The sequence below is a fragment of the Rhizobacter sp. J219 genome (genome assembly GCF_024700055.1).
Classification (GTDB): Bacteria; Pseudomonadota; Gammaproteobacteria; order Burkholderiales; family Burkholderiaceae_C; genus Rhizobacter.
This window is the reverse complement of the sequence record NZ_JAJOND010000001.1, coordinates 2843586-2870041: the sequence shown is the minus strand read 5'-3', so window position 1 is coordinate 2870041 and position 26456 is coordinate 2843586. Positions and strand designations below refer to the sequence as shown.

The 26456-nt window shown below is 62.6% G+C and carries 24 protein-coding genes and 1 pseudogene; 17 read left to right on the top strand and 8 right to left on the bottom strand.

Going from position 1 to position 26456, the window contains the following annotated elements; genetic code table 11:
- Positions 1-2 precede the first annotated feature (2 nt).
- Genes LRS03_RS13185 through LRS03_RS13170 form a run of 4 tightly spaced genes read left to right on the top strand, consistent with a single transcriptional unit; the run spans position 3 to position 3113 of the window.
- Positions 3-1106 (top strand): ABC transporter ATP-binding protein, encoded by a 1104-nt coding sequence (locus LRS03_RS13185; RefSeq protein ID WP_257825926.1) that lies wholly within the window; start codon positions 3-5, stop codon positions 1104-1106.
- Between the two features lie 3 nt (positions 1107-1109).
- Positions 1110-1913, top strand: a complete 804-nt coding sequence (locus LRS03_RS13180) for an NAD-dependent epimerase/dehydratase family protein (protein WP_257825924.1) — start codon at positions 1110-1112, stop codon at positions 1911-1913.
- Positions 1897-2106 carry a hypothetical protein gene (locus LRS03_RS13175; RefSeq protein WP_257825922.1) on the top strand — a complete coding sequence of 70 codons (210 nt, stop codon included), beginning with the start codon at positions 1897-1899 and terminating at the stop codon, positions 2104-2106. Before LRS03_RS13180 ends, LRS03_RS13175 begins: the two co-directional genes overlap by 17 nt.
- A 44-nt stretch (positions 2107-2150) precedes the next feature.
- A complete protein-coding gene (locus tag LRS03_RS13170) occupies positions 2151-3113 on the top strand; it encodes an ABC transporter substrate-binding protein (protein WP_374685104.1) in 963 nt (320 codons plus the stop codon).
- Positions 3114-3148: 35 nt separating this feature from the next.
- On the opposite strand, the gene msrQ is transcribed toward LRS03_RS13170, so the two are convergent.
- The 3 genes from msrQ to LRS03_RS26925 form a co-directional block, all read right to left on the bottom strand.
- A complete protein-coding gene (gene msrQ / locus LRS03_RS13165; RefSeq protein ID WP_257825921.1) occupies positions 3149-3766 on the bottom strand; it encodes a protein-methionine-sulfoxide reductase heme-binding subunit MsrQ in 618 nt (205 codons plus the stop codon).
- 7 nt (positions 3767-3773) lie between these two features.
- Entirely contained in the window at positions 3774-4766 is a 993-nt protein-coding gene (gene msrP, locus LRS03_RS13160) for a protein-methionine-sulfoxide reductase catalytic subunit MsrP (protein WP_257825920.1), read from the bottom strand.
- A gap of 77 nt (positions 4767-4843) precedes the next feature.
- Complete coding sequence (locus tag LRS03_RS26925; protein ID WP_374685057.1) at positions 4844-5962, bottom strand: c-type cytochrome; 1119 nt, start codon at positions 5960-5962, stop codon at positions 4844-4846.
- Positions 5963-6022: 60 nt separating this feature from the next.
- Between LRS03_RS26925 and yihA the strand changes: the two genes are divergently transcribed.
- Entirely contained in the window at positions 6023-6715 is a 693-nt protein-coding gene (gene yihA / locus LRS03_RS13145) for a ribosome biogenesis GTP-binding protein YihA/YsxC (protein WP_257825917.1), read from the top strand.
- A 12-nt stretch (positions 6716-6727) separates the two neighbouring features.
- Here yihA and LRS03_RS13140 read toward each other — a convergent pair whose 3' ends face one another.
- The gene (locus LRS03_RS13140) at positions 6728-8899 is read right to left on the bottom strand and encodes a DUF1631 domain-containing protein (protein WP_257825916.1); all 2172 of its coding nucleotides are present in this window, start codon (positions 8897-8899) and stop codon (positions 6728-6730) included.
- 196 nt (positions 8900-9095) lie between these two features.
- On the opposite strand from LRS03_RS13140, the gene LRS03_RS13135 reads away from it, so the two are divergent.
- Entirely contained in the window at positions 9096-10265 is a 1170-nt protein-coding gene (locus tag LRS03_RS13135) for a hypothetical protein (RefSeq protein WP_257825914.1), read from the top strand.
- Positions 10266-10290: 25 nt separating this feature from the next.
- Here the strand turns inward: LRS03_RS13135 and groL are convergent.
- Positions 10291-11941: pseudogene (gene groL / locus LRS03_RS13130) on the bottom strand (chaperonin GroEL).
- Positions 11942-11990: 49 nt separating this feature from the next.
- Positions 11991-12281, bottom strand: a complete 291-nt coding sequence (groES, locus tag LRS03_RS13125; RefSeq protein WP_009856121.1) for a co-chaperone GroES — start codon at positions 12279-12281, stop codon at positions 11991-11993.
- Positions 12282-12594: 313 nt separating this feature from the next.
- Between groES and LRS03_RS13120 the strand changes: the two genes are divergently transcribed.
- The 3 genes from LRS03_RS13120 to LRS03_RS13110 are packed head-to-tail and all read left to right on the top strand — an operon-like array spanning position 12595 to position 14779.
- Complete coding sequence (locus LRS03_RS13120) at positions 12595-13179, top strand: hypothetical protein (protein WP_257825909.1); 585 nt, start codon at positions 12595-12597, stop codon at positions 13177-13179.
- Positions 13179-14300, top strand: a complete 1122-nt coding sequence (locus tag LRS03_RS13115) for an ImmA/IrrE family metallo-endopeptidase (RefSeq protein ID WP_257829523.1) — start codon at positions 13179-13181, stop codon at positions 14298-14300. The genes LRS03_RS13120 and LRS03_RS13115 overlap by 1 nt, the downstream gene beginning before the upstream one ends.
- Positions 14297-14779 carry a PIN domain-containing protein gene (locus LRS03_RS13110; RefSeq protein ID WP_257825907.1) on the top strand — a complete coding sequence of 161 codons (483 nt, stop codon included), beginning with the start codon at positions 14297-14299 and terminating at the stop codon, positions 14777-14779. Before LRS03_RS13115 ends, LRS03_RS13110 begins: the two co-directional genes overlap by 4 nt.
- Here the strand turns inward: LRS03_RS13110 and LRS03_RS13105 are convergent.
- A complete protein-coding gene (locus tag LRS03_RS13105; RefSeq protein ID WP_257825906.1) occupies positions 14776-15873 on the bottom strand; it encodes a hypothetical protein in 1098 nt (365 codons plus the stop codon). The two genes, LRS03_RS13110 and LRS03_RS13105, sit on opposite strands and share 4 nt — an antisense overlap.
- A gap of 433 nt (positions 15874-16306) precedes the next feature.
- Here LRS03_RS13105 and LRS03_RS13100 point away from each other — a divergent pair, with 433 nt between their 5' ends.
- Both LRS03_RS13100 and LRS03_RS13095 read left to right on the top strand, forming a co-directional pair.
- A complete protein-coding gene (locus LRS03_RS13100) occupies positions 16307-17719 on the top strand; it encodes a deoxyguanosinetriphosphate triphosphohydrolase family protein (RefSeq protein ID WP_257825905.1) in 1413 nt (470 codons plus the stop codon).
- A gap of 30 nt (positions 17720-17749) precedes the next feature.
- Entirely contained in the window at positions 17750-18877 is a 1128-nt protein-coding gene (locus tag LRS03_RS13095; protein WP_257825904.1) for a hypothetical protein, read from the top strand.
- A gap of 464 nt (positions 18878-19341) precedes the next feature.
- Here the strand turns inward: LRS03_RS13095 and LRS03_RS13090 are convergent, their stop codons facing one another.
- Complete coding sequence (locus LRS03_RS13090) at positions 19342-20361, bottom strand: IS30 family transposase (RefSeq protein ID WP_257829367.1); 1020 nt, start codon at positions 20359-20361, stop codon at positions 19342-19344.
- 99 nt (positions 20362-20460) lie between these two features.
- On the opposite strand from LRS03_RS13090, the gene LRS03_RS13085 reads away from it, so the two are divergent.
- From LRS03_RS13085 to LRS03_RS26915, 6 genes are all read left to right on the top strand, one after another.
- Complete coding sequence (locus tag LRS03_RS13085) at positions 20461-20880, top strand: helix-turn-helix domain-containing protein (protein ID WP_257825903.1); 420 nt, start codon at positions 20461-20463, stop codon at positions 20878-20880.
- A gap of 260 nt (positions 20881-21140) precedes the next feature.
- Positions 21141-21689 (top strand): Tn7 transposase TnsA N-terminal domain-containing protein, encoded by a 549-nt coding sequence (locus tag LRS03_RS13080; RefSeq protein ID WP_257825902.1) that lies wholly within the window; start codon positions 21141-21143, stop codon positions 21687-21689.
- A 90-nt stretch (positions 21690-21779) separates the two neighbouring features.
- On the top strand, positions 21780-23759 hold the full coding sequence (locus LRS03_RS13075; RefSeq protein ID WP_257825901.1) for a transposase family protein: 1980 nt from the start codon (positions 21780-21782) through the stop codon (positions 23757-23759).
- Positions 23756-24709 (top strand): TniB family NTP-binding protein, encoded by a 954-nt coding sequence (locus LRS03_RS13070; RefSeq protein WP_257825899.1) that lies wholly within the window; start codon positions 23756-23758, stop codon positions 24707-24709. Before LRS03_RS13075 ends, LRS03_RS13070 begins: the two co-directional genes overlap by 4 nt.
- Positions 24615-25667 carry a TniQ family protein gene (locus LRS03_RS26920; protein WP_374685056.1) on the top strand — a complete coding sequence of 351 codons (1053 nt, stop codon included), beginning with the start codon at positions 24615-24617 and terminating at the stop codon, positions 25665-25667. Before LRS03_RS13070 ends, LRS03_RS26920 begins: the two co-directional genes overlap by 95 nt.
- The gene (locus LRS03_RS26915) at positions 25664-26425 is read left to right on the top strand and encodes a TniQ family protein (RefSeq protein WP_374685055.1); all 762 of its coding nucleotides are present in this window, start codon (positions 25664-25666) and stop codon (positions 26423-26425) included. The genes LRS03_RS26920 and LRS03_RS26915 overlap by 4 nt, the downstream gene beginning before the upstream one ends.
- The last annotated feature ends 31 nt before the right edge of the window (positions 26426-26456 follow it).

The window sequence follows — 26456 nt, the reverse complement described above, 5'->3', positions numbered from 1 at the left end:
AGGTGGCTTCCCTCGAACTCGTGAACGTGTCGAAGTCCTTCGGGCGCACGCCCATCGTGAAGGACGTGTCGCTCAGCGTCGAGGACGGCGAATTCCTCGTGCTGGTCGGGCCCTCGGGCTGTGGCAAGTCGACGCTGCTCAACCTCATCGCCGGCCTGGAGCCCATCACCGAAGGCGAGATCCGCATCGACCGCAAGAGCGTGAACGATGTGCACCCGAAGGACCGCGACATCGCGATGGTGTTCCAGTCGTATGCGCTCTACCCGAACATGACGGTGGAGCGCAACATCACCTTCGGCCTCAAGATGCGTGGCGCCGCCAAGGCCGAGCGTGACGCGGCCTTGAAGCGCGTGGCCTCGCTGCTGCAGATCGAGCAACTGCTCGACCGCAAGCCCGGCCAGCTCTCGGGCGGCCAGCGGCAGCGGGTGGCGATGGGCCGCGCGATGGTGCGCGACCCGTCGATCTTCCTCTTCGACGAGCCGCTGTCGAACCTCGACGCCAAGCTGCGCCTGGAGATGCGCACCGAGATCAAGCGCCTGCACCAGCGCCTGGGCACCTCGGCGGTGTACGTCACGCACGACCAGATCGAGGCGATGACGCTGGCCAGCCGCATCGCGGTGATGCGCGACGGCGTGCTGCAGCAGTGCGCCGACCCGAAGACCGTGTACGACACGCCGGCCAACATGTTCGTGGCCGACTTCATCGGCTCGCCGGCGATGAACTTCCTGCCGGCCACGCTCATCCAGCAGGGTGCCGTGCTGGGCGTGCACGTGGGCGAGCAGGGCGGCGAGCGGGCCTTCTTCCCGCTGCCACGGGCCAACGGCCACCACGCCGACCGGCTGGGCGGCGAGGTGGTGCTGGGCCTGCGGCCCGAGCACCTCGCGCCGGCCGAGTCGGGGCAGGCCGATGCGGCGCAGTTCGAGTGCCGCATCGACGTGGTGGAGCCCACCGGCACCGACACCATGCTCTTCTTCGACTGGGCCGGCGTGCGCATGGTCGCGCGCACGCACCCGAACTCGCCGGTGATGCCGGGCGACACCGTGCGCATGGTGGTCGACACCGCCAGGGCCAGCGTGTTCGACCCCGTCACCGGCGACAGGATCTGAGCCATGGCACACACCGAATCTCTTCTGCTCGTCACCGGCGCGGCCGGCAAGGTCGGCCAGGCCTTCATCGCGAGGCTGCTGGCCGACCCGGCCTTCGTGCACTTTCGTGTGCGCGCGTTGTGCCACAAGCGCACGCTGCCCCCGAAGCCCCGGCTCGAAGTGGTGAAAGGCGCGATGCAGGAGCGCGCCGACGTCAACCGGGCGATGGACGGTGTGACCCACGTGCTGCACCTCGCGACCTCGAAGGAAACGCCCGACGAGGTGATGGACGTGGCGGTGAAGGGCATGTTCTGGCTGCTGGAGGCGGCGCGCACCAGCGCGAGCCTGAAGCAGTTCGTGCTGGTGGGCGGCGACGCGGCCATCGGCCACTTCTTCTACCCGCGCAGCACCCCCGTCACTGAAGAGATACCGCACAGCGCCTATCCCGGCTGTTATGCGCTCTCGAAGGTGCTGGAGGAGGTGATGCTGGAGCAATACCAGATCCAGTACGGCCTCAACGGCTGCTGCCTGCGCGCGCCGTGGATCATGGAGAAGGACGACTTCAAGGCCCAGCTCTCGTTCGGCGACGACGTGTTCGGCGGGCCGCGTTGGTGCGATCTGGTGGGCAAGGAGGAAGCCGAGCGCCACCGTCAGACCGGCGCGGTCCCGGTGATGCTCGATGCCGAAGGCCGGCCGGTGAAGCGCAACTTCGTGCACGTGGACGATCTCGTGGCGGCCCTGCTGCTCGCCCTCGACAACCCGCGCGTGCACCAGCAGTTGATGCACGTGTGCATGGACGAGCCTGTCGACTATGGCGAGCTTCGGTGACTACCTGGCGCGCACGCGCGGCCTGCCGCTCGTGCCCATCCGCACGCCCTACCACTCGACCTGGCTCGACAACCGCAAGGCGCGGCTGCTGCTGGGCTGGCGGCCGCAGATCGACCTCGCACGCATGGTCGAGGCGGCGTGGTCCTACGAACGTTCACCCGACGACCCGCGCGTGGTGTGGTACCCCGGATGAGGTGTTCATCCCCAAGACGACAGAAGGAGACTGGAATGGAGACATTGAACCCGAATCGCCGCACGCTGCTGGCGATGGCGGCCACCGTGGCCCTGGGCGCGCATGGCGTGTCGCTCGCGGCCGGCAAGAAGCTCGTGATCGGCTTCGCACAGACCGGCGCCGAGAGCGAATGGCGCACGGCCAACACAGAGTCGATCAAGCAGGCGGCAAAAGACGCTGGCGTGGAACTCAAGTTCTCGGACGCGCAGCAGAAGCAGGAGAACCAGATCAAGGCCATCCGCAGCTTCATCGCGCAGAAGGTCGACGTGATCATCCTCGCGCCGCTCGTGACCACCGGCTGGGACACGGTGCTGATGGAAGCCAAGCGCGCCAAGATCCCGGTGATCCTGGAAAGCCGCAACGTCGAGGTGAAGGACACCTCCACCTGGACCACCTTCGTCGGATCCGACTTCGTGGAAGAGGGCCGCCGCGCCGCACGCTGGCTGCTCGACCACACCAAGTCGACGCAGGGCGACGTCAACATCGTCGAGCTGCAGGGCACCGTGGGCTCCGACCCGGCGAACGACCGCAAGAAGGGCTTCGAAGAGGTGATCAAGGGCAACCCGCGCTACAAGATCATCCGCTCGCAGACCGGTGACTTCACGCGCGCCAAGGGCAAGGAGGTGATGGAGGCCTTCCTGAAGGCCGAGGGCCGCAAGATCAACGTGCTCTACGCGCACAACGACGACATGGCGATCGGCGCCATCCAGGCCATCGAGGAAGCCGGGCTCAAGCCGGCGAAGGACATCCTCGTCATCGGCGTCGATGCGGTGAAGGGCGCCTTCGAGGCCATGATCGCCGGCAAGATGAACGTGAGCGTGGAGTGCAGCCCGCTGCTCGGGCCGCAGTTGATGGAGGCGGCGAAGAAGGCGGCGGCCGGCGAGCCGCTGCCGCGCTGGATCAAGACGATCGAGGGCGTGTTCCCGGCGGAAGTGGCGGCCAAGGAATTCCCGAACCGCAAGTACTGAAGCGCATCAGAGAGGTGTGCGTTTGCGGGCTGTGATCAGCCCGCTTTTTTGCGCCGCAGCGCGTGTGCGACGCGCCAACCGAGCAGCAGCGCGATGACCGCGGCATAGAGGCCGACCTCGGCGAGGTCGTTCTTTGATGCGCGCATCCAGAAGAAGTGCAGCAGCCCCAGCAGCACGATGGCGTAGATGAGCTTGTGCAGCAGTTGCCAGCGTTTGGCGCCCAGCGCCTTGATCGCACGGTTGAACGAGGTAGCCGCCAGCGGCACCATCAGCATGAGCGCGAGGAAGCCGACGAGGGCGAACGGGCGCTTGGGGATGTCGCGCACGATGGCGTCGACATCGAAGCCCATGTCGAGCCAGCCGTACGACAGGAAATGAAGCACGCCATAGAAGAAGGCGAAGAGCCCCAGCATGCGGCGAAAGCGTGCGAGCGCCGGCTGGCCGGTCATCACGCGCAGCGGCGTGACAGCGAGCGTGATGCACAGGAAGCGCAGCGTCCAGTCGCCGGTGCCGCGGATCAACGCCTCGGCCGGGTTGGGGCCGAGCGTGTTGGCCAGGGCGCCGTAGAGCAGCCACGCGAAGGGCAGGGCGCAGGCAACGAACAGCAGCGGCTTGGCTGCAGGGTGCAGCCAAGGGGAACGCAGCGCGGGCATCCGCCGGTCAGTAGTTCTTGACGAGGTCGAGGCCGGCGTACAGCTGGCCCACCTGCGGCTCATAGCCGTTGAACATCAGCGTGGGCCGCTTCTTCGCGAACACGCCGTCTTCGCCGATGCGCCGCTCGGTGGCCTGGCTCCAGCGCGGGTGGTCGACCTTGGGGTTCACGTTCGAGTAGAAGCCGTACTCGCGCGCCGCGGCAAGGTTCCACGAGGTCAGCGGCTGTTTCTCGGTGAAGCGGATCTTGACGATGGACTTGCCGCTCTTGAAGCCGTATTTCCAGGGAATTGCGATGCGCAGTGGCGCGCCGTTCTGGTTGGGCATCACCTCGCCGTAGAGGCCGAAGGCCATCAGCGTGAGCGGGTGCATGGCCTCGTCCAGGCGCAGGCCTTCGACATACGGCCAGTCGAGCACGTTGGAGCCGAGGCCCGGCATCTGCTTGTCGTCGGCCAGCGTCACGAACTCCACGTACTTGGCGTTGCCGGTGGGTTCGACCCGCTTGATGAGTTCCGACATCGAGTAGCCCACCCACGGAATCACCATCGACCAGCCTTCGACGCAGCGCAGGCGGTAGATGCGCTCTTCCATCGGGGCGAGCTTGAGCAGCTCGTCGAGGTCGTAGACCTTGGGCTTCTTCACCGCGCCTTCGACGGCGACCGTCCACGGGCGGGTCTTGAGCTTCTGCGCGTTTTGCACGGGGTCGCCCTTGCCGGTGCCGAACTCGTAGAAGTTGTTGTAGCTGATGACGTCGTTGTAGGGGGTGAGCTTGTCCATCGTCACGCCGCCGGCGATGGTGCTGCGGACGGCTGGAAGCGCAGCCAGCTTGCCCGGGCGGGCGGTCTGGGCGCGTGCGTCGCGTGCGGCCCAGGTGGCCATTGCCATGCCGGCGCCGCCGACGGCGATCAGCTTGAGCAGCTCGCGGCGGCGCTCGTAGACGCTGCGAGGGGTGATCTCGGAGGCGACCTGGTGGTTGAAGCCTCGGTCGGGGCGGTAGTGCATGGCAGCTCCTGGTGCGAATGAAGCTCGGTCGCTCTTGGAGCCGCCGAGCTTACAGCCGGTTCACACCAGGTGCTGATTCAGGTGAGATCGCTGAAATTGGTGTCGTCGATCACTGTGCCGAACTGCGTGTCGGAAAACAGGCGCAACGAGTTGCGCGACACCCGCTCGCGGAAGCTCTTGCGGGCGAAGAGCTTGGCCTGCGCCTCGCCGGGCAGATCGGTGATGTTGATGATGTTCTTGACGATCAGCGTGTCGATCACGTCTTCGATCACGCGCACGAAGTCCGCGTCGAGCCGGCCGAACTCGCTGTTGGTCTGCGTGTTGTGCCCGACGAAGGCCATCAGCTCGCTGTGGCCTTCGGGCAGGAACTCCATGCCGCCGTGGTCGCGGCGGTGCAGGCTTTCGATCGAACCATCGGGGCCGCGTCGGATGTAGGGCATGGCGCAGGCAGGAGTGTCGGTGGCCACACTATAGGCACAGGTGCTGCGGCGCGGCAAATGGCACGACAAACAAAAAGGCCGGTCAGAGACCGGCCTTGTCATGCGTGCGGATGCGGCGTTCAGCGCATGCCGGCGATGTAGTCGGACACGGCCTTCAGCTCCTTGTCGTTCATTTTGGCGACCACGCCCGTCATGATCGGGCTGTTTTTCCGGCCACCGTCGCGGAAGGCCTTGAGCTGGAGCTCCGGTGTAGTCGGCGTGCTGGCCGCGCAGGCGCGGGTACTGCGAGGGCACGCCCGAGCCGGTGGGGCCATGGCAGCCCGAGCAGGCTGGCACGTTGCGCTCGGCGATGCCGCCGCGGTAGATCTTCTCGCCGAGCGCGACGGTGTCCTTGCTCTTGGCGAAGCCGGGCTTGGGCTGCACGCCGGCGTAGAAGGCGGCGACGTTCCTCATGTCGGCATCCGACAGCGGCGCGGCCATGCCTTGCATCACGGGGTTGGCGCGCTTGCCTTCCTTGAACTCGGCGAGCTGCTTGACGATGTATTCGGGGTGCTGGCCGCTGATGATCGGGTTGGCCGGTGCGCCGCGCGAGCCGTCGGCGGTGTGGCAGGCGCCACAGACCTTGGTCGACAGCTCCTGTCCCTTGGCGGTGTCAGGCTTGGCGGGGGCCGCCGGGGTTGCGGCCATCGCAGGCGCGAACGCGGCAAAAGCAGCACAAGCAATCAGCAAGGAGGGCAGGTTGGCGAAGGGCTTCATGGGCTCGGTCTTTTGATGCAAAACCCGGGGATTTTACAATGCCGGGCTTTGGGCTCCTCCATGACCGAACAAAACAATTCCAACCCTTCGGTCGCCGCGCCCGATGACGCCGACAAGACCGCGCTGGCCTGGACGCACACCGCACGCTTCCTCACCACGGCGAGCCAGCTCGACCAGCTGCCGGCCACCGAACTGCCCGAGATCGCCTTCGTCGGCCGCTCCAACGCCGGCAAGTCGACTGCGATCAACGTGCTGACGCAGCAAAAGCGCCTCGCCTTCGCCTCCAAGACACCCGGCCGCACGCAGCACATCAACCTCTTCGAGCTGGGCCCGAAGATGGCGCCCGATGCGCTCTTCGCCGACCTGCCGGGTTACGGCTATGCCGCCGTGGCCAAGGGCGCCAAGGTGCGCTGGCAGAAGGTGATGGCCGACTACCTGGAGGTGCGCCGCAGCCTCACCGGTGTGGTGCTGATGGTCGATTCGCGCCTTGGCTTCACCGACCTCGACCGCCGTCTGCTGGACTTCGTGGCGCCGCGGGTGGGCAACGGCTCGGTCAAGCTGCTGGTGCTCCTGACCAAGGCCGACAAGCTGAACCGGCGCGAAGCCACCGAGGCCCTCGCCACCGCGCAGGGCTTGCTGGGCGAGATCTCCACCGACGAAGCCGATGTGAGCATGGCGCTCTTCTCGGCGCTGAAGAAGTCGGGTGTGGGCGACGCGGCCTGCGTGCTCCACGACTGGGTGCACGCCGCCTGAGGCGTCGGCGCCTCAGCCCGGGCGGGCGAGGTTGAGCAGCAAGCCGTCGACCGCGCGCTGGATCAGCGGCTGCTCGTGCAGCGGGCGCAGCAGCTTCTCGGCCCGCAGGCGCTCCAGCGCGCGCAGGCTCACCGAATGCGTCTGCTGCGGCAACTCGCCCGCAAAGAGATAGAAGCGGCCCTGCTCGCTGCGCCACAGCAGCTGCACGCAGGCCCAGGCGCCGTGCAGGAAGAGGCGGTAGCGCTCGCCGAGCGCCATGTGTCGCACCCACTGCGTGGCCTCGTCGGCCGAGCTGCCGGGCTCGACGCTGTCCATCAGCGCGGCGGGCACGGTCTCGAGCGAGGCGAGGTCGATCAGCGAGTCGCTGAAGGCCGAGCCGTCGAGCGGATCGGGCTCAGGCAGCTCGGGTTGCGGCTCTTCGCGCATGCGCTGCACGATCTCTTCCGGGGTGAGCTGGTCGTCGGGCCTGGCGTTCGATTGCGCTGCGCGGGCACCGGGCCGCAGTGCATCGGAGTGGACCTTCATCAGCTCGTCGAACACCGCCTGCTGCTCTGCCGGTGGCAGCTGCACCAGCGCCATGCCGTCGCGCAGGCGCTGCAGGAGGCCGGGCAGCAGCTCCAGCAGGCGCTGGCGGCTCTTGGGGTGGTCGGGCAGCTTCAGGCTCCACAGCAGTTCGTCGACGGTCTTGAGGTAGCCGGTCGTCTGCTCGCTCTGGTCGCCATGCTGCTGCACCGACTGCGTGAGCACATGCGACCAGGTCCCCGTGATGAAGCGGCGCAGCGTCGGACTCGCCGGCACGTGCGCCATCTGCTCGACCAGGCGTCCGGCCAGCGTGCGCTGCAGGGCTTCGGCCTGCTCGGCACGCACCAGTGCCTCGACGCTCGGCTCGGCCTCGCGCTGTTGGCGGCGCAGCTGGTCGGCGAGGAAGGCGTCGAGCCGGCCCAGGCTGTGGCGGTAGAGGGCGCTGTCTTGTTGCGGGGCGGCGGCCATCTGCTGCACGAGCTTGTCGCAGAACTCCTGCAGGGCGATCAGGCGCGTGTCGTAAGGGTGTGGGTAGGTCGTGGCCGCGGTGACGATGCGGTCGAGCAGCTGCCACACCGGGTGGTCGTAGGCGTCGAGCATGCTCGGGTCGAGCAGCGCGATGCGCAGTGCCGACACCTGCAGGCGTGCGATCACCCCCTGCACCGGCGCCGACAGCGTGCGGTCGGACAGGATGGTCTCGAAGAGTCGCGACAGCAGCTCGATGATCTGCCGGTCAACCGTCTCGCCAGCGGTGGCCATCAGCGCCGCGCGGTGGTGGGCCAGGCGCAGCGGTGCGGGTGGCGCCGACAGGGCCGCGGCGTCGCCAGTGGGCATGCGGCGCAGCAGCTCCTCGACGCGCATCAGCGCCTGTTCGAGCGCCGGGCTGGCGGTCGGCAAGGTGCGGCGCCTGGGCTCGCTGCCGGTGCCCGGGCCGGCGTCGGTGCCGCCGCCGGGCATGCTGCGCATGAGGCCGTCGAGGGCACCGGGGCGCGTAACGTCCATCTCGGGCGGTGCGTCGCGGCCCGCGCCGGGGGCGATCACCACGGTGCGGTAGATGCCGGGCTCGATGCCTTGGGATTCGAGCCGGCTGCTGGCCGCCGCGAAGGCGGTGCGCAAAAGCCCTCCGATCACGGTGGCCGCGACGCGCAGCAGGATGCTCTGCTGCGCCGCGGTGATCGGCAGCGCGGCGCCGGCTTCCGACAGTGCCCGGGCATACGACTGCGGTCGCAGCGGGTTGGATTCGGCCGTGACGTGCGCTTGCCCACGCAGCGTGGAGGTGAAGGTCTGCAGCTCGCGCAGTTCCCATTCCGCGGCGCTGTCGATCTGCTGGATGGCACGCGAGATCTCGATGTCGGACTCGACCCGGGTTTCATCCATCAGCTGCAGGCCGCTGGTGCGGAAGCTGCCGGCCTCCGCCTGCGTGGCCGGGCCCATTTCAGCCATCACCAGGCGGCGCAGGGCCTCGACGAACGCCTTCTGGTAGACGCCTTGCTGGGCCTGCAGCACCTGCACGAGTTCGAAGTAGTGCTGCCGCTCGCTGCTGGTGAGCAGGTGGTCGCGCGGCTGGCGCAGCTGCTCCAGCGTGGTGCTGCAGGTTCGGGAGATCAGGTCCGCGGTGCGGTTCAGTTCGTCGTTGACGAAGCTCTGGAGCAGCGGGGGCACGGACACAGGCATGGCCCATTTTGCGGCCCGGGGGTTGCTTGTCAAACCGGGCCGTCCCCGAGCGTGAATTCAGGATGTTTCAGGCCGCGTCAAGGACAGCGCCTCTGAGCCGCCTGACCATGGCCCTGGCCCGGAGTTGCTGCCTTGCAGGCAGACGCTTGCGGTGCATTCAGGTCGACTTCAGGAGCAATCAGACATGGCGATCACCATGCAAGGCAGTTGGCTGGTGCAGGTGCGAGTCCGCGATGCCGCCTACGCGCAGCGCGTGGTCATCGAGGGGGCAGACGTGGGCAACGGCATGCACGACGGCATCGTCGGCGAGCGCGTGTACGTGAGCGGTGCGCACTGGACCTTGCAGGTGCAGCACCGGCCGACCCGCCAGGCTTGGCGCGATTCGCAGCTGCGGCTCGGCTTGCCGAGCGTGGAGGCAGGCCTGCTGCGGGTGCAGGTCGGCTCCAACGACGGCGGCCTGGACGATGCCTATGACGACCTGGTGCTGGAGTGCTCGTTGCCCATCAGCCGCTGCGAGCATGTGGTGTACGGCGAGGTGACGACACACGACGCGTCCAGCCCCTTCAACCCCCGGCGCGACGACTACCTGGTGATCGACGCGCCGGTCGACGTGCCGGCCGTGTGTTCGCGCTACCCGGCGCTCGAGGCGGTGATCGGTAAGCTCTACCCGCAACGCTGGCGGATGACGCCCGGCCTGCAGGCCGACCTGAGCCCGCTGTTGTTGCCGAACGGCCTGCCCGGCGCCGCGGTGGGGCTGCGCTTCGAATCGCGGCTCGACGAGGCCGACCGGTGTGCCGCCGACCAGGACGCGGCGGTGAAGCTGCTGCAGGCTTCGGTGGGTCGGGTGCCCTTCCAGGCCCATGCGATGGAGGCGGGGGCAACCATCCTCACGCGTGCCGAGCTGGGGGCCATCGCCCAGCTGCGGGACCAGCTCATGCGCCAGACCTGCGACATGACGCCGGCCGAGATGGTGCTGCTGCGCTTCGAGCGCTATCACCGCAGCGCCAGCGAATCGGCCGGCGGCGCCTACCGCGGCACCGGCCTGCGTGAGCAGCTCGGGCAAGCGATGACCGATGGGCAGGGGCGCTATCTCTTCCGCTTTCGCCAGCGGCGGGGCGAGACCTCGCCCGACCTGCTGGTGCAGGTGAGTGCGGCCGGCTGCGCGCCGTGTTTCGAGACGGCGCCGTATGACCGGGTGGCCAACCTGCGCCGCATCGATCTCTGCGTGCCGCAGCAGGCCTGCCTGGCACCCGCGCGGCGCCCGCGCCTGCAACCGGTGCCCACGCCGGAGCGGGTGTCCGAAGACGAAAAAAGGGCTGCCGAAGCAGCCCTTTGCAGGAGGCGTTGCTCTTGACGAGCAGGCGCCAGGCCTGGACGTCTTACATGTCCATGCCCATGCCGCCCATGCCACCCATCCCGCCCATGCCACCGCCGGCGGCCGGTGCGTCGTCCTTCGGGGACTCGGCGACCATGCACTCGGTGGTCAGCATCAGCGAAGCGACCGAGGCTGCGTTTTGCAGCGCGGTGCGGGTCACCTTGGTCGGGTCGAGGATGCCCATCTCGATCATGTCGCCGTAGGTGTCGTTGGCGGCGTTGAAGCCGTAGTTGCCCTTGCCGTTCAGCACGGCATTGATCACCACGCTCGGCTCGCCGCCGGCGTTGGCGACGATCTCGCGCAGCGGGGCTTCGATGGCCTTCAGGATCAACTTGACGCCGGCTTCCTGGTCGGCGTTGTCACCCTTGATGGTGCCGGCCGCTTGGCGAGCACGCAGCAGGGCCACGCCGCCACCGGCGACGATGCCTTCTTCCACTGCAGCGCGGGTGGCGTGCAGGGCGTCTTCCACGCGGGCCTTCTTTTCCTTCATCTCGACTTCGGTGGCGGCACCGACCTTGATGACGGCCACACCGCCGGCCAGCTTGGCCACGCGCTCTTGCAGCTTCTCGCGGTCGTAGTCGCTGGTGGCTTCTTCGATCTGCACGCGGATCTGCTTGACGCGGGCTTCGATGTCGCCCGCGGCGCCGGCGCCGTCGATGATGGTGGTGTTTTCCTTCGCCACTTCGACGCGCTTGGCTTGGCCGAGGTCGGCCAGCGTGACCTTCTCGAGCGTCAGGCCCACTTCTTCAGCGATGACCTTGCCGCCGGTCAGGATGGCGATGTCTTCCAGCATGGCCTTGCGGCGGTCGCCGAAGCCAGGCGCCTTGACGGCCACGACCTTCAGGATGCCGCGGATGGTGTTGACCACCAGCGTGGCGAGCGCTTCGCCTTCGACTTCTTCGGCAATGATCAGCAGCGGACGGCCGGCCTTGGCGACTTGCTCCAGCGTGGGCAGCAGGTCACGAATGTTGCTGATCTTCTTGTCGAACAGCAGCACGAACGGGTTGTCCAGAATCGCGGCCTGCTTCTCGGGGTTGTTGATGAAGTAGGGCGACAGGTAGCCGCGGTCGAACTGCATGCCTTCGACGACTTCGAGTTCGCTGTCGAGCGACTTGCCGTCTTCGACGGTGATCACGCCTTCCTTGCCGACCTTGTCCATCGCGTCGGCAATGATCTTGCCGATGGATTCATCGCTGTTGGCCGAGATCGAGCCGACTTGAGCGATTTCCTTCGAGGTGGTGGTGGCCTTCGAAGCCTTCTTCAGCTGCTCGACCAGTGCGGTGACCGCCTTGTCGATGCCGCGCTTCAGGTCCATCGGGTTCATGCCGGCGGCCACGTACTTCATGCCTTCGCGCACGATGGCCTGGGCCAGCACGGTGGCGGTGGTGGTGCCGTCACCGGCGTTGTCGCTGGTCTTGGAAGCGACTTCCTTGACCATCTGAGCGCCCATGTTCTGGAGCTTGTCCTTGAGACTCGATTTCCTTGGCGACCGACACACCGTCCTTGGTCACGGTGGGGGCACCGAACGAACGTTCGAGCACCACGTTGCGGCCCTTGGGGCCCAGGGTCACCTTGACTGCGTTGGCGAGGATATTCACGCCTTCGACCATGCGGGCACGGGCTTCACCGCCGAAGACCACGTCTTTTGCTGCCATGTTTGTATCTCTCCGAATTCAGTTGTTTGGAAGGTGCAGGGAGAAGCGATTACTTCTCGACCACGGCGAAGAGGTCTTCTTCGCGCATCACCAGCAGTTCGTCGCCGTCGACCTTGACGGTCTGGCCGCTGTACTTGCCGAACAGGACGCGGTCGCCCACCTTGATGTTCAGGGCCACGAAATCACCCTTGTCGTTGCGCTTGCCCGGGCCGACGGCCAGCACCTCACCCTGGTCGGGCTTCTCGGCGGCGTTGTCGGGGATCACGATGCCCGAGGCGGTCTTGGTTTCGTTTTCCAGGCGCTTGACGATCACACGATCGTGCAACGGACGAAGTTTCATAGCATCTCCTTGAGACTCAAAGCCGAGTTCTGAATGGGATGAGCACAGAAGTTTGCGCTCATGTACTTTGCCGTGTGCCGCACTTTGGCGCGGCTGGCGACTCCGTTAGCACTCAAGTTCGTTGAGTGCTAGCAGACGGAATTATAGGGGCGGGAGATGCGCTTTCAAGAGGGCAGGCGAGGTGTCGGTGTTCGTTGACTCTCGAACTTTCGCCACTGACTTCCGAACGGCGAGCTCGGAGGTAGTCCGTTGGCCTTGCACTAAAAGGAATACTGTCTAAAAATACAGGTAGGCCCGCTCTGAGGAACAGCCCATGTCCAGCTACATCTTTATTTCGCCTAGGTCAGATCCAGGCATGGGCCATCCGCTGGCAGATCCGCTCCTTACTTCTGGATCACGTCCCACCATGGGTAGTTGTCGGCCTGACCTAAGGCGTTTGGTGCGTCCAGGCGATCAGATCTTTGTGATCAGCGGCAGCATGGGACCGAAGCATCGCCAATACGTAATCGGTGGTTTGGAAATCGCCGAGAAGCTGGAAGACCAACTCGCGGCTCTCAGCAAGTTTCCAGAAAACGCGTTGCGTTTTGAAGCAGGCAAAAAGATCGGCAACATCATCGTTACCCCGGATGGGCTCCAGCATCCCCAAGACACTCACAAGGCTGAGACGTTCGAGAACCGGATCAAGAACTACATTGTGGGTTGCAATCCCGTGGTGCTTGAGACCCCTCGCGAGGTTGAGATAGGGCGCGAGCGCACTGTCGAGATCTTGTCAAACCTGTTTAACCGATCGGGGCCGCGTGTGGCGCAGGTCGTAGGGCGTCATCGGAAACTTACTGATGAGCAGGCTGACAGGCTACGCCGCGAGTTGATGGGTATTAAGCGAGAGGCCGCATCGTGATGAATCTCGGCGAGCATCTAGCCAGCCGCAAGCTCGCCGTGGATAAGGTTGCGGCAAAGGCGGGCCTACTGCCAGAACGCTTGGTGCAGATCGCTGGCGGTGCCGACGCCAGCTTGGCTGAGATGCGAGCGATCGCGAAGTCGCTGCGCCTTCCTTTGGAGACCTTGCTTGACTCTGAACCGGCAGAGCCCGTTAAGGCGCTCTTTCGGCACACGCTGGGGCAGCGAGAAGTCGAAGCATCCTCTGAAGTCGAGGTGGTTTCGGCTCAGGTCCGTGATGCCTTGACGATTGGGCGTGGATTGCCAGGGAACACGGCTTGGCTTGATCTCTTTCGCGGCATGGAGTCAAAGTTCGAAGCGGCCGAGGAGTTCGCGCAGCTTTTCCGGAAAGCATTCGCGGGTCTAGACGACAAGGAACCATTTCCGAACTTGCCGCAGGTTGCTCACGAGCTGGGAGTCTTCGTCCTCTACTCCCGGGATCCAGCTATCGAAGGAGTTTCGGCAATTGTCGAGGGCTACGCCCTGATGGTTCTGGGGGCGCGTGCTTTCAAACCTCGAATGCTCTTCACCATGGCGCACGAGTTCGGGCATCTCGTCGCTCACCACGATGACCGAGCGAGTGGCTACGCCCATTTCGATAGGCAAGAGGACTTCGACGGTATTCCGAGCACGCCTCGCAAGCATGAAGAAAAATTCGCTGATGCTTTTGGTTCTGCCTTGATCCTTCCCCGGCACGGGGTGTTGTTAGCTGTCAAAGCCATTCGAGAGCAGTTGGGCGCAAAAGGTCCACTAGGCGACATTGAAATCCTATGGCTCGCGCATCTATTCCATGTGAGCTTTGAAGTCGCCGCGCGGCGATGTGAGGGCCTTGGCCTGGTCCCCCCACGCGGAGCGCGAGCGCTATATCAAAAGCTGCAGGACGAACACAAGAATCCTGAGCGCCGGGCGGCAGATCTAGGTATTCCAGCTCGCCCAGATATTGCGGTGGAAACCTCGCCAGCACTTCTCCAAGCTGCGGCGCGTAAGGTGAGGGCCGGGGACATATCGGTCGGTCGAGCAGCGGAACTGCTCAACGTGCCGGTCTCCGCTCTGTTCGTGGCAAACGCGGAAATCGCCGTGTGATCCACATCCTGGATGCTTCGACTCTTTTGAATCTCGCCAACGGCGAAGTGCTGTCGAAGATCCTCCGCGTTCCAGGGTTGCAGTTTCAGGTCAGTGCAGTCGTGCGAGACGAGTCGCGCACTGTCGCACTAGCGATTGACTCTGCCGTGGCGGCGGGTGGGCTGGCGCTTGTCGACGACAAATTGATTGGTGTTGCGCAGTTTCTGAGAGCTAAGGCTGAATGGCAGCTCGACAATGGTGAGACAGAGTGCATCCTTGCCGCGATCACTCTTGGTTGCGCTGTAGCCTGTGATGACAAGGCGGCGCGCAGGGTGATTGCACAGGTACTGGGCGAAGCTCGTTTGACCGGGTCCATCGGCTTACTGCGCCAAGCTGTAAGGGCGGGGTTGCTCACCAAAATCGATGCATTCGCTGCGTACCAGCTCATGCGCGAGCGCGGTGGATTCCTCCCCGAAATCGCCGAGGCCGATCTCAGTTAAATGGTTTCCGGGCGGAGCCCTAGCTTGTCGTTGCGTAGCGGGTTGGGCGCTCGCTTCGCGAGCTCCAGTCGCACGCCAGCGAAGGGATTTCCGATGGTCTTCTTCAAGCTTCCGGAAGCGAAGAAAGTGCAACCACAAGAATGGCAGCTGTGCTCGACGTGCGGGGTGTAGGACCACTCGTTCTGGTCGAAATGAGATAGCCCACAGTCAGGGCAGATGAGTTCGACAACCCTTCCATCTATATGTGGCATCGCGGACTGCGCCATATAGGTTCGCACTTGGGCTGCATCCAGCCTGATGCCATCGATGGTCACTTCGGCGAACGTGTCATCCAACCCGCTCGGCAAGTTCTCAGTGGTCGACGCAAAAGCGTGAACGTGGATACCGTCCTCCTCGGCACGACCTGAGGTCCACAGGATGGCGGGGTTCGAGCCCCAGATCTGAATCCCACCTGGAAACTGGCTCTGTTTGAACTTAGCTTTCTTCTTTGCCGGCGTGAGTTTGGGCTTTTGAGCACGAAGCATGTGGCGAAGTGTCGCTAACGGATTGCCTACCCCTGCGGCACTGTCCGAGAACTGCTTTCCACAGCCATGGCATTGGTGCCGTCTATGTTCGTGGACTGCGAACCAGTCTCGGTCCAGGTGAGGAAATCCGCAGTAGGAGCAGTTGACAGCAATGGTGTCAAAGCCAAAGACGCGCGAAACCATGTAGTTGATGGCGTCGATCTCGTCCACCTCTGCCCAGCCGTCAGAAAGAAGATCCTTTGCCAACGGTATGCGCAGCTTTCGGTAGGTTCTGTCGATGACCTTGTCACCATCCTTGACCAACCGAGCATGGACATGAATACCGCGATCTGGATGCCCGTAGGTTGTGTCAAAGACCGCTGGCACTGACCCCCAAAGCGCGATGCCGCCAGGATATGACTTGAAGTCGAGATCCAGCGTGTCCTCGGGCGCGATCGGAACGTCATCCGCGGCAACGCATTTAGCTGCCGGTTTGCCGTACTTTGCAGTGGCGTTTGCGTGATGACCAAGGCACCAGTAGCGCGTCCCGCCATCTCGGCGCCGGCCAACTGGGACGATATTGCAGCTCATTGAAAAAGCTTACCTGACAGATGCTCGGACTGCATAGTTCATTAGCAGACGACGCTAAGCGGTCAACATCTACTTAACTCATCACACTTCGCGCCGGGGCGCCGTGCTCACCAGCCCGGTTGACTTGCTTGCTCGTGGGGGCTACCCGTACACTGCGGAAACCAACTGCAGGAGATGCTCTTGAGCAAAGCGCTTGGACTGCCACCTTTGCGTAACAAAGGCTTGGCGAAGGCTGTCCAGAAGGGCAGCGACAAAGGAGCAGCTTTCTCGGTCGTCATCGCGAGAAGCGAGTCTTTCCGATCTGAGCTCCCATCAATCTCTCGAAGCGCGAAGTCGGGGCAATACATCGCTGCTAGGTCTAGCAAGAAAAAATAGGTGGCAATGGGAGCATAAATGGGGTCGCTACGCGACCCCATATCTTTTTGGAGAGGACATGTACAACAGCGTCGAACGCGAACGGATTAGTGGTGAACCTGGCCAGGAGTCAAGCGAGGCCTACAGAACCGCATTCCGCAAAGACTTCGCAAGATTGATCCATGCACCGTCCTTCCGGAGGCTTCAAAACAAGACACAGCTCTATCCGGGAATTGAGTCGGACTTTTTCAGGAATCGACTGACTCACTCCCTCGAAGTCTCGCAAGTTGCAGCGACGATAGCCATGAAACTTAATGCCGAGGTTCCCGAACTTCGGCATGCAAGTCTCGATACCGATCTGGTCGCGTTTGCGGGTTTGGCTCATGACCTGGGACATCCTCCGTTTGGCCACAACGGTGAGCACGCGCTGGACGATCTCATGTATCGGTACGGCGGCTTTGAAGGCAACGCGCAGACGCTGCGGATACTTTCTCGCCTTGAAAAGAAGGCCGCAAACAGCGGAGCCACGTTCGGAGACAAGCACGGTAGGCTTGGCCTTGATCTGACGTACCGCGCGTTAGCGGCGACGCTCAAGTACGACAGAGAGATCCCGCTAACACGCAAAAAGAAGGGGCTAATCAAGGGCTACTACAGTTCTGAAACTAAGCTCGTTGAAGAGATTAAGCGACGCGTTCTCAACGGAAGCCAGCCTCCCGCAAAGTTCAAGACGGTGGAATGCCAGATCATGGACATCGCGGACGACATCTCGTACTCCACATACGATCTGGAAGACTCCTTGAAGGGCGGATTTCTTAGCCCACTCCAAATCTTGGAAGACATCCGCAGCAATGATGCTGTCAGAGCGAATGTCGTCCGGAAGGTTAGAGCGGCACTGATGGAGTCAGGCCAAACAAGGTCAGCCGCCACCAAGACTGCGAGCGACGACAACATCATCGCGATTGCCTACTACATCTTTGAACAGATCATTCCCGAACATCATTCGGGAAAGCGTCGGGATGAGTCGATGCAAAAAATCCTCTCTGCTCACTCGGCTTCCCAAACACTTGGAGCCGATGGCTACACCCGAACCGAGTTCACTTCCGATTTGATCGGAACCTTTATTGAAGGAGTTCGCTTCAAATTCAATGAGAAGCATCCAGCTCTCTCAAAGGTGTGGTTGGAAGAGAAAACACTTCTCCTCGTCGAAACTCTGAAACACTTGAACTTTGAGTTGGTCATTCGCTCGCCTAGGTTGCGTTTGGTTCACTTCAGAGGTTACGAAGTGGTGAAGAAGATCTTCAATGCGCTATCGAAAGAGGATGGAGAAAGTCTGCTTCCGAAGGACTTCCAAGAACTTCACGCGCAAGCGGGCGACAAGGCGGCGCGGATGCGCGTGATCTGCGACTTCGTCGCAGGCATGACTGATCGATACGCTGCGGAGTTCTACGAGCGGCTATACGGCGGCAATCACACGATCTTCAAGCCGATTTAGGGCCAGAGGGAGGCCTCAAAGAGCGAACCCGTGCAGGCAGGAGATGAAGTGCCGAACTCGTTGATGATCGACAACTGGACGCTGCAAGATGTCGAAGCCCTTCTTTCCAAGGGACTTGACCCACGGCTGGTTGGCGAACTAACCCTTTCGGCAGACCGTGCCAGCCACACGTTCGCACCAGTTCGCGCGGGTGTCATTCAGATTGACGCGCTGCTGACTCTTCTGACGAACATCGTCTGCTTCGACTCCCTCATCGTCGACAAAGAGTACGTCCACACCTGGCAGCGCGATGGCGGGCATCTCTCGCCGCTGGACCATGCTTCGCTGGTTCAAGCTGCCGACTACTCCCTTCCTGGGCTTTCGGAGCTGCGAAAGTCAATGGTCGATGAACTATGCGTCACGCCAACTCTCAGGGAATCTCTACAGAAGATTCAGGAGGCCTGGGAGAAAACAAAGACATCGCCAGACCCCCACCTTTCTGCATTGGTGTCGGGTGGAGCGGGAATGCTAGCTCGCAGTCACATGACGTCAACGCCGTACTTTGGACACCCAAATCGTCGAAGACTCATTCGCGAGACTCGGATGTTCGTGTCTCAGCAAAGTGCGGTTGAGAAGCTGAATGCTTTTGTCGAAACTGAGCGGACGAAGATGTTCCGCTATCGCGGGACGCGAATGAGCGGCACTTGCGGCCAACTCGTTCTCCCACCATTTCCTGTGCAGATCATTGAGGAGGCGACCACCATCGACGACCTCATTCCAATCGCCTTCAACGTGCGCGAGAAGCACGTTGGCCTCCGCAGTTGGCTCGCTGAGTATCAGGTGGCACTGGAAGAGGAAGACGAACGCAAGCAGTTGAAGTTCGAGAAGACCCTATCGACGCTTGGCAAGTCGATGGAGGTCAAGTACGGAGCAGACAAGGCAGGCTCACTTGGCATCTCGATCAGCGCCGCGTTCTTCAAACTAGATGTGCCTCGTCCGCTCGTCGACCGGGTGTTGAATAGCTTCGGAATTCGCGCGACGCTGTCCGACTTGGTCCTCGCGCCACGCGGGCAAAAGGCGCTGGGTAAGCTGCTTGCAATGCTTGGCGAGGGGCAGAGTGCGCTCGGACGAGAGATCCAAATCGGCTGCAACACTCGCTATGCGAGCCCGACCCAGTAACGGCCTGCCAAGCAGGCAAGCGTCAACGCTCTGGCGCTTGATGGATCAGGCGCCCCTCATCATCGAGGCCTACTCCGACACCTCGGCGTCGGCGATCTGCAAAGAATCGGTGCTCTGCAAGTGAGGGCAGTAGAAGGATTTGGTCGAGGTAGGCGAAGTAGTCGTCTTGCTGTTGTCTCGACAGCTCGCCAAGCGGTAGCTCGCCTCTGAGCGCGAGTGCAACTTTCGCATCCATGGCACAACACTAGCCGATCGCAGGCGCTTTGGCCATTCCGCCTGCTCACGTAAGTGCGTCGAAGAACAAACAGGGGAGGAACGGCGACGGATAGCTATCAAGAACGTCCCGCGAAGACAAATGTGTCCCGCAAAGACAAATCGTCGAAGCGATGTGTCGCTGAGAGACAAATTTTCTCTTTATTGACAAGGACTTAGGGGAAAAATTCTCGTTGACCGATAGGGCGGTCTCAAGCTTGAAGCGCAACACCAGCGATGTGGTTGAGCTGGAGTTGATCGAAGACTTCGTTGGGGGTGAGGAAGCCGAGGATAGCGCGAGGCCTGTTGTTCAGGGAGTTCTCGATGGCGGTGAGCTGAGCCTGAGTGACGGTGCTCAGATCCATGCCTTTGGGCAGGTACTCGCGGATGAGGCCATTGGCGTTTTCGTTGGATCCGCGCTGCCATGGGCTGTGCGGGTCACAGAAGAAGATGTCCATGTGCAGCCGCTTGGCCAGCGTTTCGTGCTGAGCCATCTCGCTGCCTTGGTCATAGGTGAGGGTCTTGCGCAGGCTGGGCGGCAAGCGACGTAGCCGCTTGGTGAAGCCCTCGAGCACAGAAGTGGAGCCGAAGTCATCGAGCTTGACCAGCATGACGCGACGACTGATGCGCTCCACGAGGGTGCCGATGGCAGAGGCGTTGCGAGCGCCCTTCATGAGATCGCCCTCCCAGTGCCCAGGCGTGATGCGGGCGGCGACCTCGGGCGGGCGCAGGGCGATGGAAGTCATATTGGGCAAGGTGGTTCGCTTGGAGCCTCGGGCTCGGGGCATGCGGCCAGCCCGGCTCCTGCGAAGCATCTTGATCAGCTCCGTGCGCAATGTGCCACGAGGCTGGGCGTAGATGGCGCAATAGATGGTCTCGTGGGAGACGTAGTCAGGGTGTTTCATGATCTTGAGCCTGCCGGCGATCTGCTGCGGAGACAGGCGCAGGCGCATGCCGGCCTTGACCAAGCGCCACAGGCGACTACTCCCAGAGGGGCACAGCTTGCGGCGCAGCCGGCCAGCTCGCTTGCGAGCGGCGACACAGGCACGCTGGCCGAAGAGTGCGACGTAGCGATCGAATCCGTAGACCTTGGCACGCTTGACCTCGCGAGAGACGGTGGACGGGCTGACGCCCAATACTCTAGCGGCGGAGCGCTGGCTGTGGCCCAGGATGAGCAGGGCGTCTAGAGCAAGCCGATTGGCTTCTGTGAGATGGCTGTATTGAGTTCCCATGTGCAGCACCTTAAGGTACGGGTGTTGCACTTCAAATCTGAGACTGCCTAGGGCCCTAGCAACTACTCTGCACGGAGTCGATTCCGTGCGAGAGAAGTCATGAGTCCGTTCTCACACATGCTCTACGAAATTCGGATGCGCCACGACATGCGCCAGTCCGAACTCGCTGGCTTCATGGGATTCGATCAAAGCTACATCTCTGCGCTGGAGTCAGGCCTGAAGGGGCCACCCGCGCAGGATTTTGTGAACCGCCTCTGCGACGCCCTCAAGCTAAGTGAGGAAGAGCAGCGAGACGTTCATGAAGCCGCTGATGCATCTGAGCGAAAGCTTGTGCTGCCAGCGGATGCATCCAGAGACGCGTTTCTTCTCTGCAAGGATCTGCGCGAACAGATCTCCGACTTGCACCCTGCTGAAATCCGCCTCATCAGAGATGTGCTGCGACTCAAACGCCAATGCGCGGAGCAGCATGCAGAGCCGATTCGTCGACTAAGGCGTCGCTCGAGAGAGGAGGTCGCCTAAGAAAAACGGGACAGACCTTTCAGCCTGCCCCGCTTGGGCGGAGCGTCGCGAAACACTCCGGTTGGTACCCTGAGTTCAGTATCGCCATAGCTCTCCCGAGCGTCAAGGCCCGCCTGTCCCCACCCCTTTTGTTCGTTGAAAAACGATAGGTCTGTATGACCTTTCGCGGGCGTAGCTATGCCCATCAACGACCGATTTCAACACCGACGCGTCATGTTGGAGGGCGGAGCCTTGCTGCGTGACTGCATCTTGGAGGTGGCATGGATGAAGAACTCCCGCCGGCCAGAAAAGTGGTCACCCGTTCGCCAGCGCGCACGGTTCGCATACTGAATCTGAACGGCATTCTTGATGCTCCAGTCGAGTGCGAGTCGACGCTTGAGCGCGATTTTGTCTACCGGGCTGTGCTGTGCTCAAGCGTCAGTCGCATACGGCACCAGCCGTTTCAACTCGCATTGACCTCGGGTCGCAAGTACACCCCCGACTTCCTCGTCACGTACCGCTCGGGTGCGTCGACGGTCGTCGAGGTCAAGCTCGCGAGCAAGGTCGCCGAGTACCAGGAGATCTTTGACCAGGCGTCGCGGCTGCTAGTGGCCCGAGGCATCTCGTTTGTCGTTCTGACAGAGAGCCATATCCAGCGAGAGAACCAACATCGAGGCGCCGCCTTGATCCTTCGCTATCGCAAGGAAAACATTGGGCGGGACAAGCTGGAGCGTGTCACGGCAGCACTCTGTGACGCGGGCGAAGGCGGGATTCCCATGCTCGAACTTGTCGACCACTGCGGTATCACCTTTGCGGTTTCTACCACCTGATCTGCGCACGTGTCGTTCATCTGCCGCCGAACCAAGAAGCGGGCGCGATGACACCAGTCCGGTCAGCAAACTTCTATCTGGAGAGTAAGCATGAAGTTCTCATTGAGCGTTGGTTTGGTACTCAGGCATGGGCAACGGACGTTGGAGTTGAAGAGGGTTCTGAGTGACTCCGAACTGCAGTTCGAGGAGGTGCTCACCGGCCGCGCGACTCTGCTCGATACGAACGACGTGCTCAAAGGAATTTGGGCGAAGAAGTACGCGGTGGTGCTTGGCGGAATAGCGCTGTCCGGTGGTAAAGCAGAAGGAGATCTCGGAGTTGATGCAGAGTCGCTGCTTCCAGCTGCGGACATCGGGTCGTTGCCCAAAGCTTGGATGGAGGAGATCGAGCGACGTCTTGCCTACATCAAGGGAGTGGTTGCCGCGCATGCCACTCCTGGGCAGCGGCAGGCAATCAACAAGTGCATCAAGACAACTGCAGGGAGCATTCATGACGACAAACTGCCCTCAGCGTCAGCCGTCATGGACTGGTATAGGAGCTATCGGCGTGCCGGCTTCAATCCCCTTGTGCTGGTTTCAAAGACGAGGTGGCGTCGCAGGTCTCTCCGGTTGAATTGCCTTGTTGACGAGACGATCCGCAAAGTCCTCAAGGCAGAGTACTTCACGAGAGACCGACACACGCTGAAGCACGCGCAGGGGTGCATCGTCCGTGACCTGAAGGAGTTGACCGCGGCTGGTGCGCTTCCCGCTAAGGATGCGAAGGTGAGTCTGACGACGCTTCGGCGTCGGGTGGCTGAGGTGGATGTCTATCAGCGCATCGCTTCGCGAGAAGGAGATGCACGCGCCCGGATGGTCTGCCGCACCAGCGTCACCGGGGCGGCGGCGTCATACCCGCTGCAGCGGGTCGAGCTTGATCACACGCCGCTGAACTGGGTGGCAATATGTGACCGGACCGGGCTTCCGCTTGGGCGGCCACTCCTCACCTTTGCCATCGATGCCTTCTCCGGGTATGGCCTCGGCATGTACCTGTCCTTCTATGGGCCTGGCGTGACCAGCGTGAGCGGTGTGATCCGCAACGCCATTGAGCCGAAGGGCGAACTTCCGCCGGGGTTCAACCTTGAGAATCGGTGGCTCTCGTATGGGGTGGCGGACGAGTACGTCCTGGATAACGGCCTCGAGTTCCATGCCGCTGCCTTCAAGCGGATGTGCTGGTCGCTGGGCAGCGACATGACGTACTGCCGGGTGAGAACGCCGTGGCTGAAACCGCACGTCGAGCGCTTCTTCGCAGGCTTGGACCACCTGACGCTTGCCAAGGGGCGTGTGACGAAGCATGTTGCCAACGTCCTGCGAATCGATCCCTACAAGGACGCGTGCATCACGTTCAGCGATCTGGTTCGTGGTTTGACCAAGTTCATCGTCGACGTCCATCCGTTCCAGGTCAACGAGCGGAAGCTGGCTCGCCCCTACGACTTGTTCCTTGAGGGAATCGAACGCTGCCCACCGGCCGCCTATCCGCACGATCCGAAGTCGCTGCGACTGACGTCTGGGTTGTCAAACGTTCAAACGGTTGACCATGGCGGCGTCAACTTGCTGGGTATTCCCTACGGCGGCAGAGAGCTGCTGGACCTGCGGAAGCGCGTGGGGAAGCCTTTTCGGACGATGTGTCGATGGGACCCGGACGACTTGGACACGATCCAGGTTCAGGATCCGCACAACCCGACCCGGTGGCACTCCGCGGACAGGCTGTGGCCTGACTACGCCCGAGGCCTGTCCTGGAACCAGCATCGTCTGATCCGCAAGTTCAAGCGAGAGGAGTTGAGCGCCACCGGTGCAGAAGAGCAGTTGATGGCCGCGCGGTTGCAGCTGCACGACATGTGGAAGGACGTGACCCGCCCTGGCAAGCGCGCGGACTCGCTCATGGCCGCTAGGGCCGCAGGCTTCACGTCGAGTCGCGTTTTCGCTGGAGTTGAAGCCGCGGAACCAGATTGCCGGGTCCTCGTGACGCCCTCGGCTGCCCCGTCGGAGGCTGATGCGATTCCTGAGTTCGACTCGTTCGACCTGGAGGCGGCATGAGCAGCATCGACATCAATGCAGACGATCTCGACGAGCCCGATGAAGAGGAGCGACAGGCGCAGACTCGCCGCCTCTTCACATACAGCGTTCACGCGATCAAGCAGGCCAGCCTAGTCGCCCGGGTCTTCGTCAACCATCCCGACTTCAAGGCTTCGCTTCAAGGTTGCGATCGCATCTTCCAGCTCGGGCGGGAGTTCTCCTTGCAGCAGGGCGCTGTGATCGTCGGTCCATCAGGCATGGGCAAGACCGCGCTCATACGCTACTTCTGCAACTCCTTGCCCAACTCGAATCTGTTCGAGAAGGGCCAGGGGGCTGTGGCGGTTCGTCTTCCCAAGAAGCCGAATGTGGGACACCTAGTGGGGTCCATGCTTCGACAGATCCGCTATCCGTTTCCTCAAGTGACCGCCCAGACAGTGAGTGCGAAGAGGGAAGTGCTCATCGAGGCACTCCGGCAGAAGGGATCACGCATGCTCTTCGTGGACGAGGCTCACCACCTCCGTTCCCAAACGCGGTTCAGGACGCGCCAAGCGGATGGCACTACGGTCTCGGACTGCATCCGGGAGTTCATCGATGAAGTGCCGTTGGGTGTCGTGCTCACGGGAACGGAGGAGCTGCTGCAGCTGGACGAGGTGGACGAGGCACTTCACAACCGACTGAGCGCACGCTTTCAGCTGCGCAACTTCGAAGCTGGCAACTTGTGGATTGGATTCGTCAGGGCGTTCTGCAAGCAATGCGCGTTCTTCGACTTGAGTCTGCTGGGCGAGAAGGCAGAGGCCGAGAAGCTCCACAAGGCGACCGGTGGGAACCTGCGCCAGTTCAAGCGCTTGGTGACGGAGATGGTTCTGGTGGCTCTCGATGCGCCGAGTGGTCGATTGGAGGCGACGCATCTGCCGCTTGCCTACACGCGCGTCTGCGGCGAGGTTCGAAAGGCGGAGAACCCGTATGTCTAGGCTCGTGACGTTGCCGGTAAGGGTCGAGCCGGAGGCCGACGAAAGTGGAACGGGCGCATTGCTTCGCTCTGCAAGAGCCAATGGGCTCGGGCTTCGGTACATGGTTGACTGGGTGGGGGTGGGCGGTCTTCGGGTCAGATCACAAGAACGAATCGCGATCCTGGCAGACGTCGTCGGGATCCCAGTCGTGTGGCTGCGCCATAACCTGGGAGTCGAATGCCAAAGGGGTGCGCAGCGGTGGTTCGAATGGCGAGGGCAGTGTTGGACGTTCTCGCCATCGTTGCGCAGAACCCGAATCCAGTATTGCCCGCGTTGCCTTCGGGAGCGATCGATCTGCAGGAGTGCATGGGAGATCACGGGGGCATTTGCGTGCGAGCGACATCGGCTATTGCTGTCCGAACGATGTCCACATTGCAAGGCCATGGTGAGCTGGGACCGACCCGCCCCGGAGGTCTGTCGGTGTGGCCACTATCTGTCGGCAGCGGATGTGGCTGAGGTTTCCGAAGAGCAACTGGAATGGGTGAGGACGCTCTTGGATTCAGCAGGAATCGGAGGGGCGTGTCGCTCGGCCGATGGCCACGAGCTTCCTAGGTGGTTTTCTGCGCTAACGGCGGATGGCTTGTTCTCTATCGTCCACGCAGCAGGTGTGAAGGAGGACGATGGTGCTACTCCACCTCGCGAGCTGTCGAGGTGTGTGCCGGCCCCGGGCGAAGTTGCCAAGATCGTCGAGCGTGGAATCAAGCGGCTCCAGGCGATCGGTGAATTGCGCCGTCCCTGTTCGACGGAGATGCGGTCTCTTTTGCATGAGGATGGGTTCGAACGGATCCTGAGGCGAAATACCCAGCAGGCAGACCGTGACGTGACCCTTGACTTGCTGGCCTGGATGCGCAATCGGCCTAAGCATGGCACCAGCCTGACGGGGCGAAAGGCGCGCGGTCAGCTTCGGCTCTTCACGTGAGGACGGTGCGACCGCAGCTGGTCGGGCTTCCGGATGTGCTGGCATTGGAGTCCCCCGCGTCATGGGTGACACGTGCCGCACTCAGCCAGGGTGCCACTCTGAGGGAGTTCACTGCCTTCTTAGGCGTGGGTTCTCGAGATGTTGACCAGGACTGGCTTCGCCCTGGCCTGGGACAGCGCTTGTCGGTTTGTGGTCTGTCAAAAGGTGCGTTTGCTGCCACCCAGCGCGTTATGGCGGCGACGCAGCGTTTGGATCCAGGCGGGCACCGACTGCTTCTCTGGACGAAGCGGGGCAGGCCGCGGTACCGGGTATGCCCTCTATGTGCTCGATCGCAGAGGGCGCCGTACTTCGGTATCCACTGCCGCTATGCCGCCTGGTGCTATTGCCCTGAGCACCATTGCTTGTTGGAAGACGCATGTTGGTCATGCCGATCGCAGATCGAGTTGCCGTGGAGCCTGGTCCGTACGGATGGCCTCGCCGGCAAGTGCGCGTACCTCAGCGAATGCTTTCTGTGTACCCGCAGGTTTGGCGACGGGCCCGTCATCCGGCTTTCGGAGATGGGCGCAATGCCTTCGGTCTTCTCACTTCAGCTGGAAAATGGTCGCGCGCTGCTGGCAGCGCTCTATCGAAACGAGGCTGTTCTCAACGGCAGGTCGCGACCGATCTCGGCAATTCGGCAAGTCGAAGCACTGGGCTTGCTGAGGAACAGCAATTCCAACCCGCTCGCCGACTGGTGGCGGCAAAGGTGTCGCGAGTAGTCACAGGGCGAAAAGGAGCGACGCAGCTGCG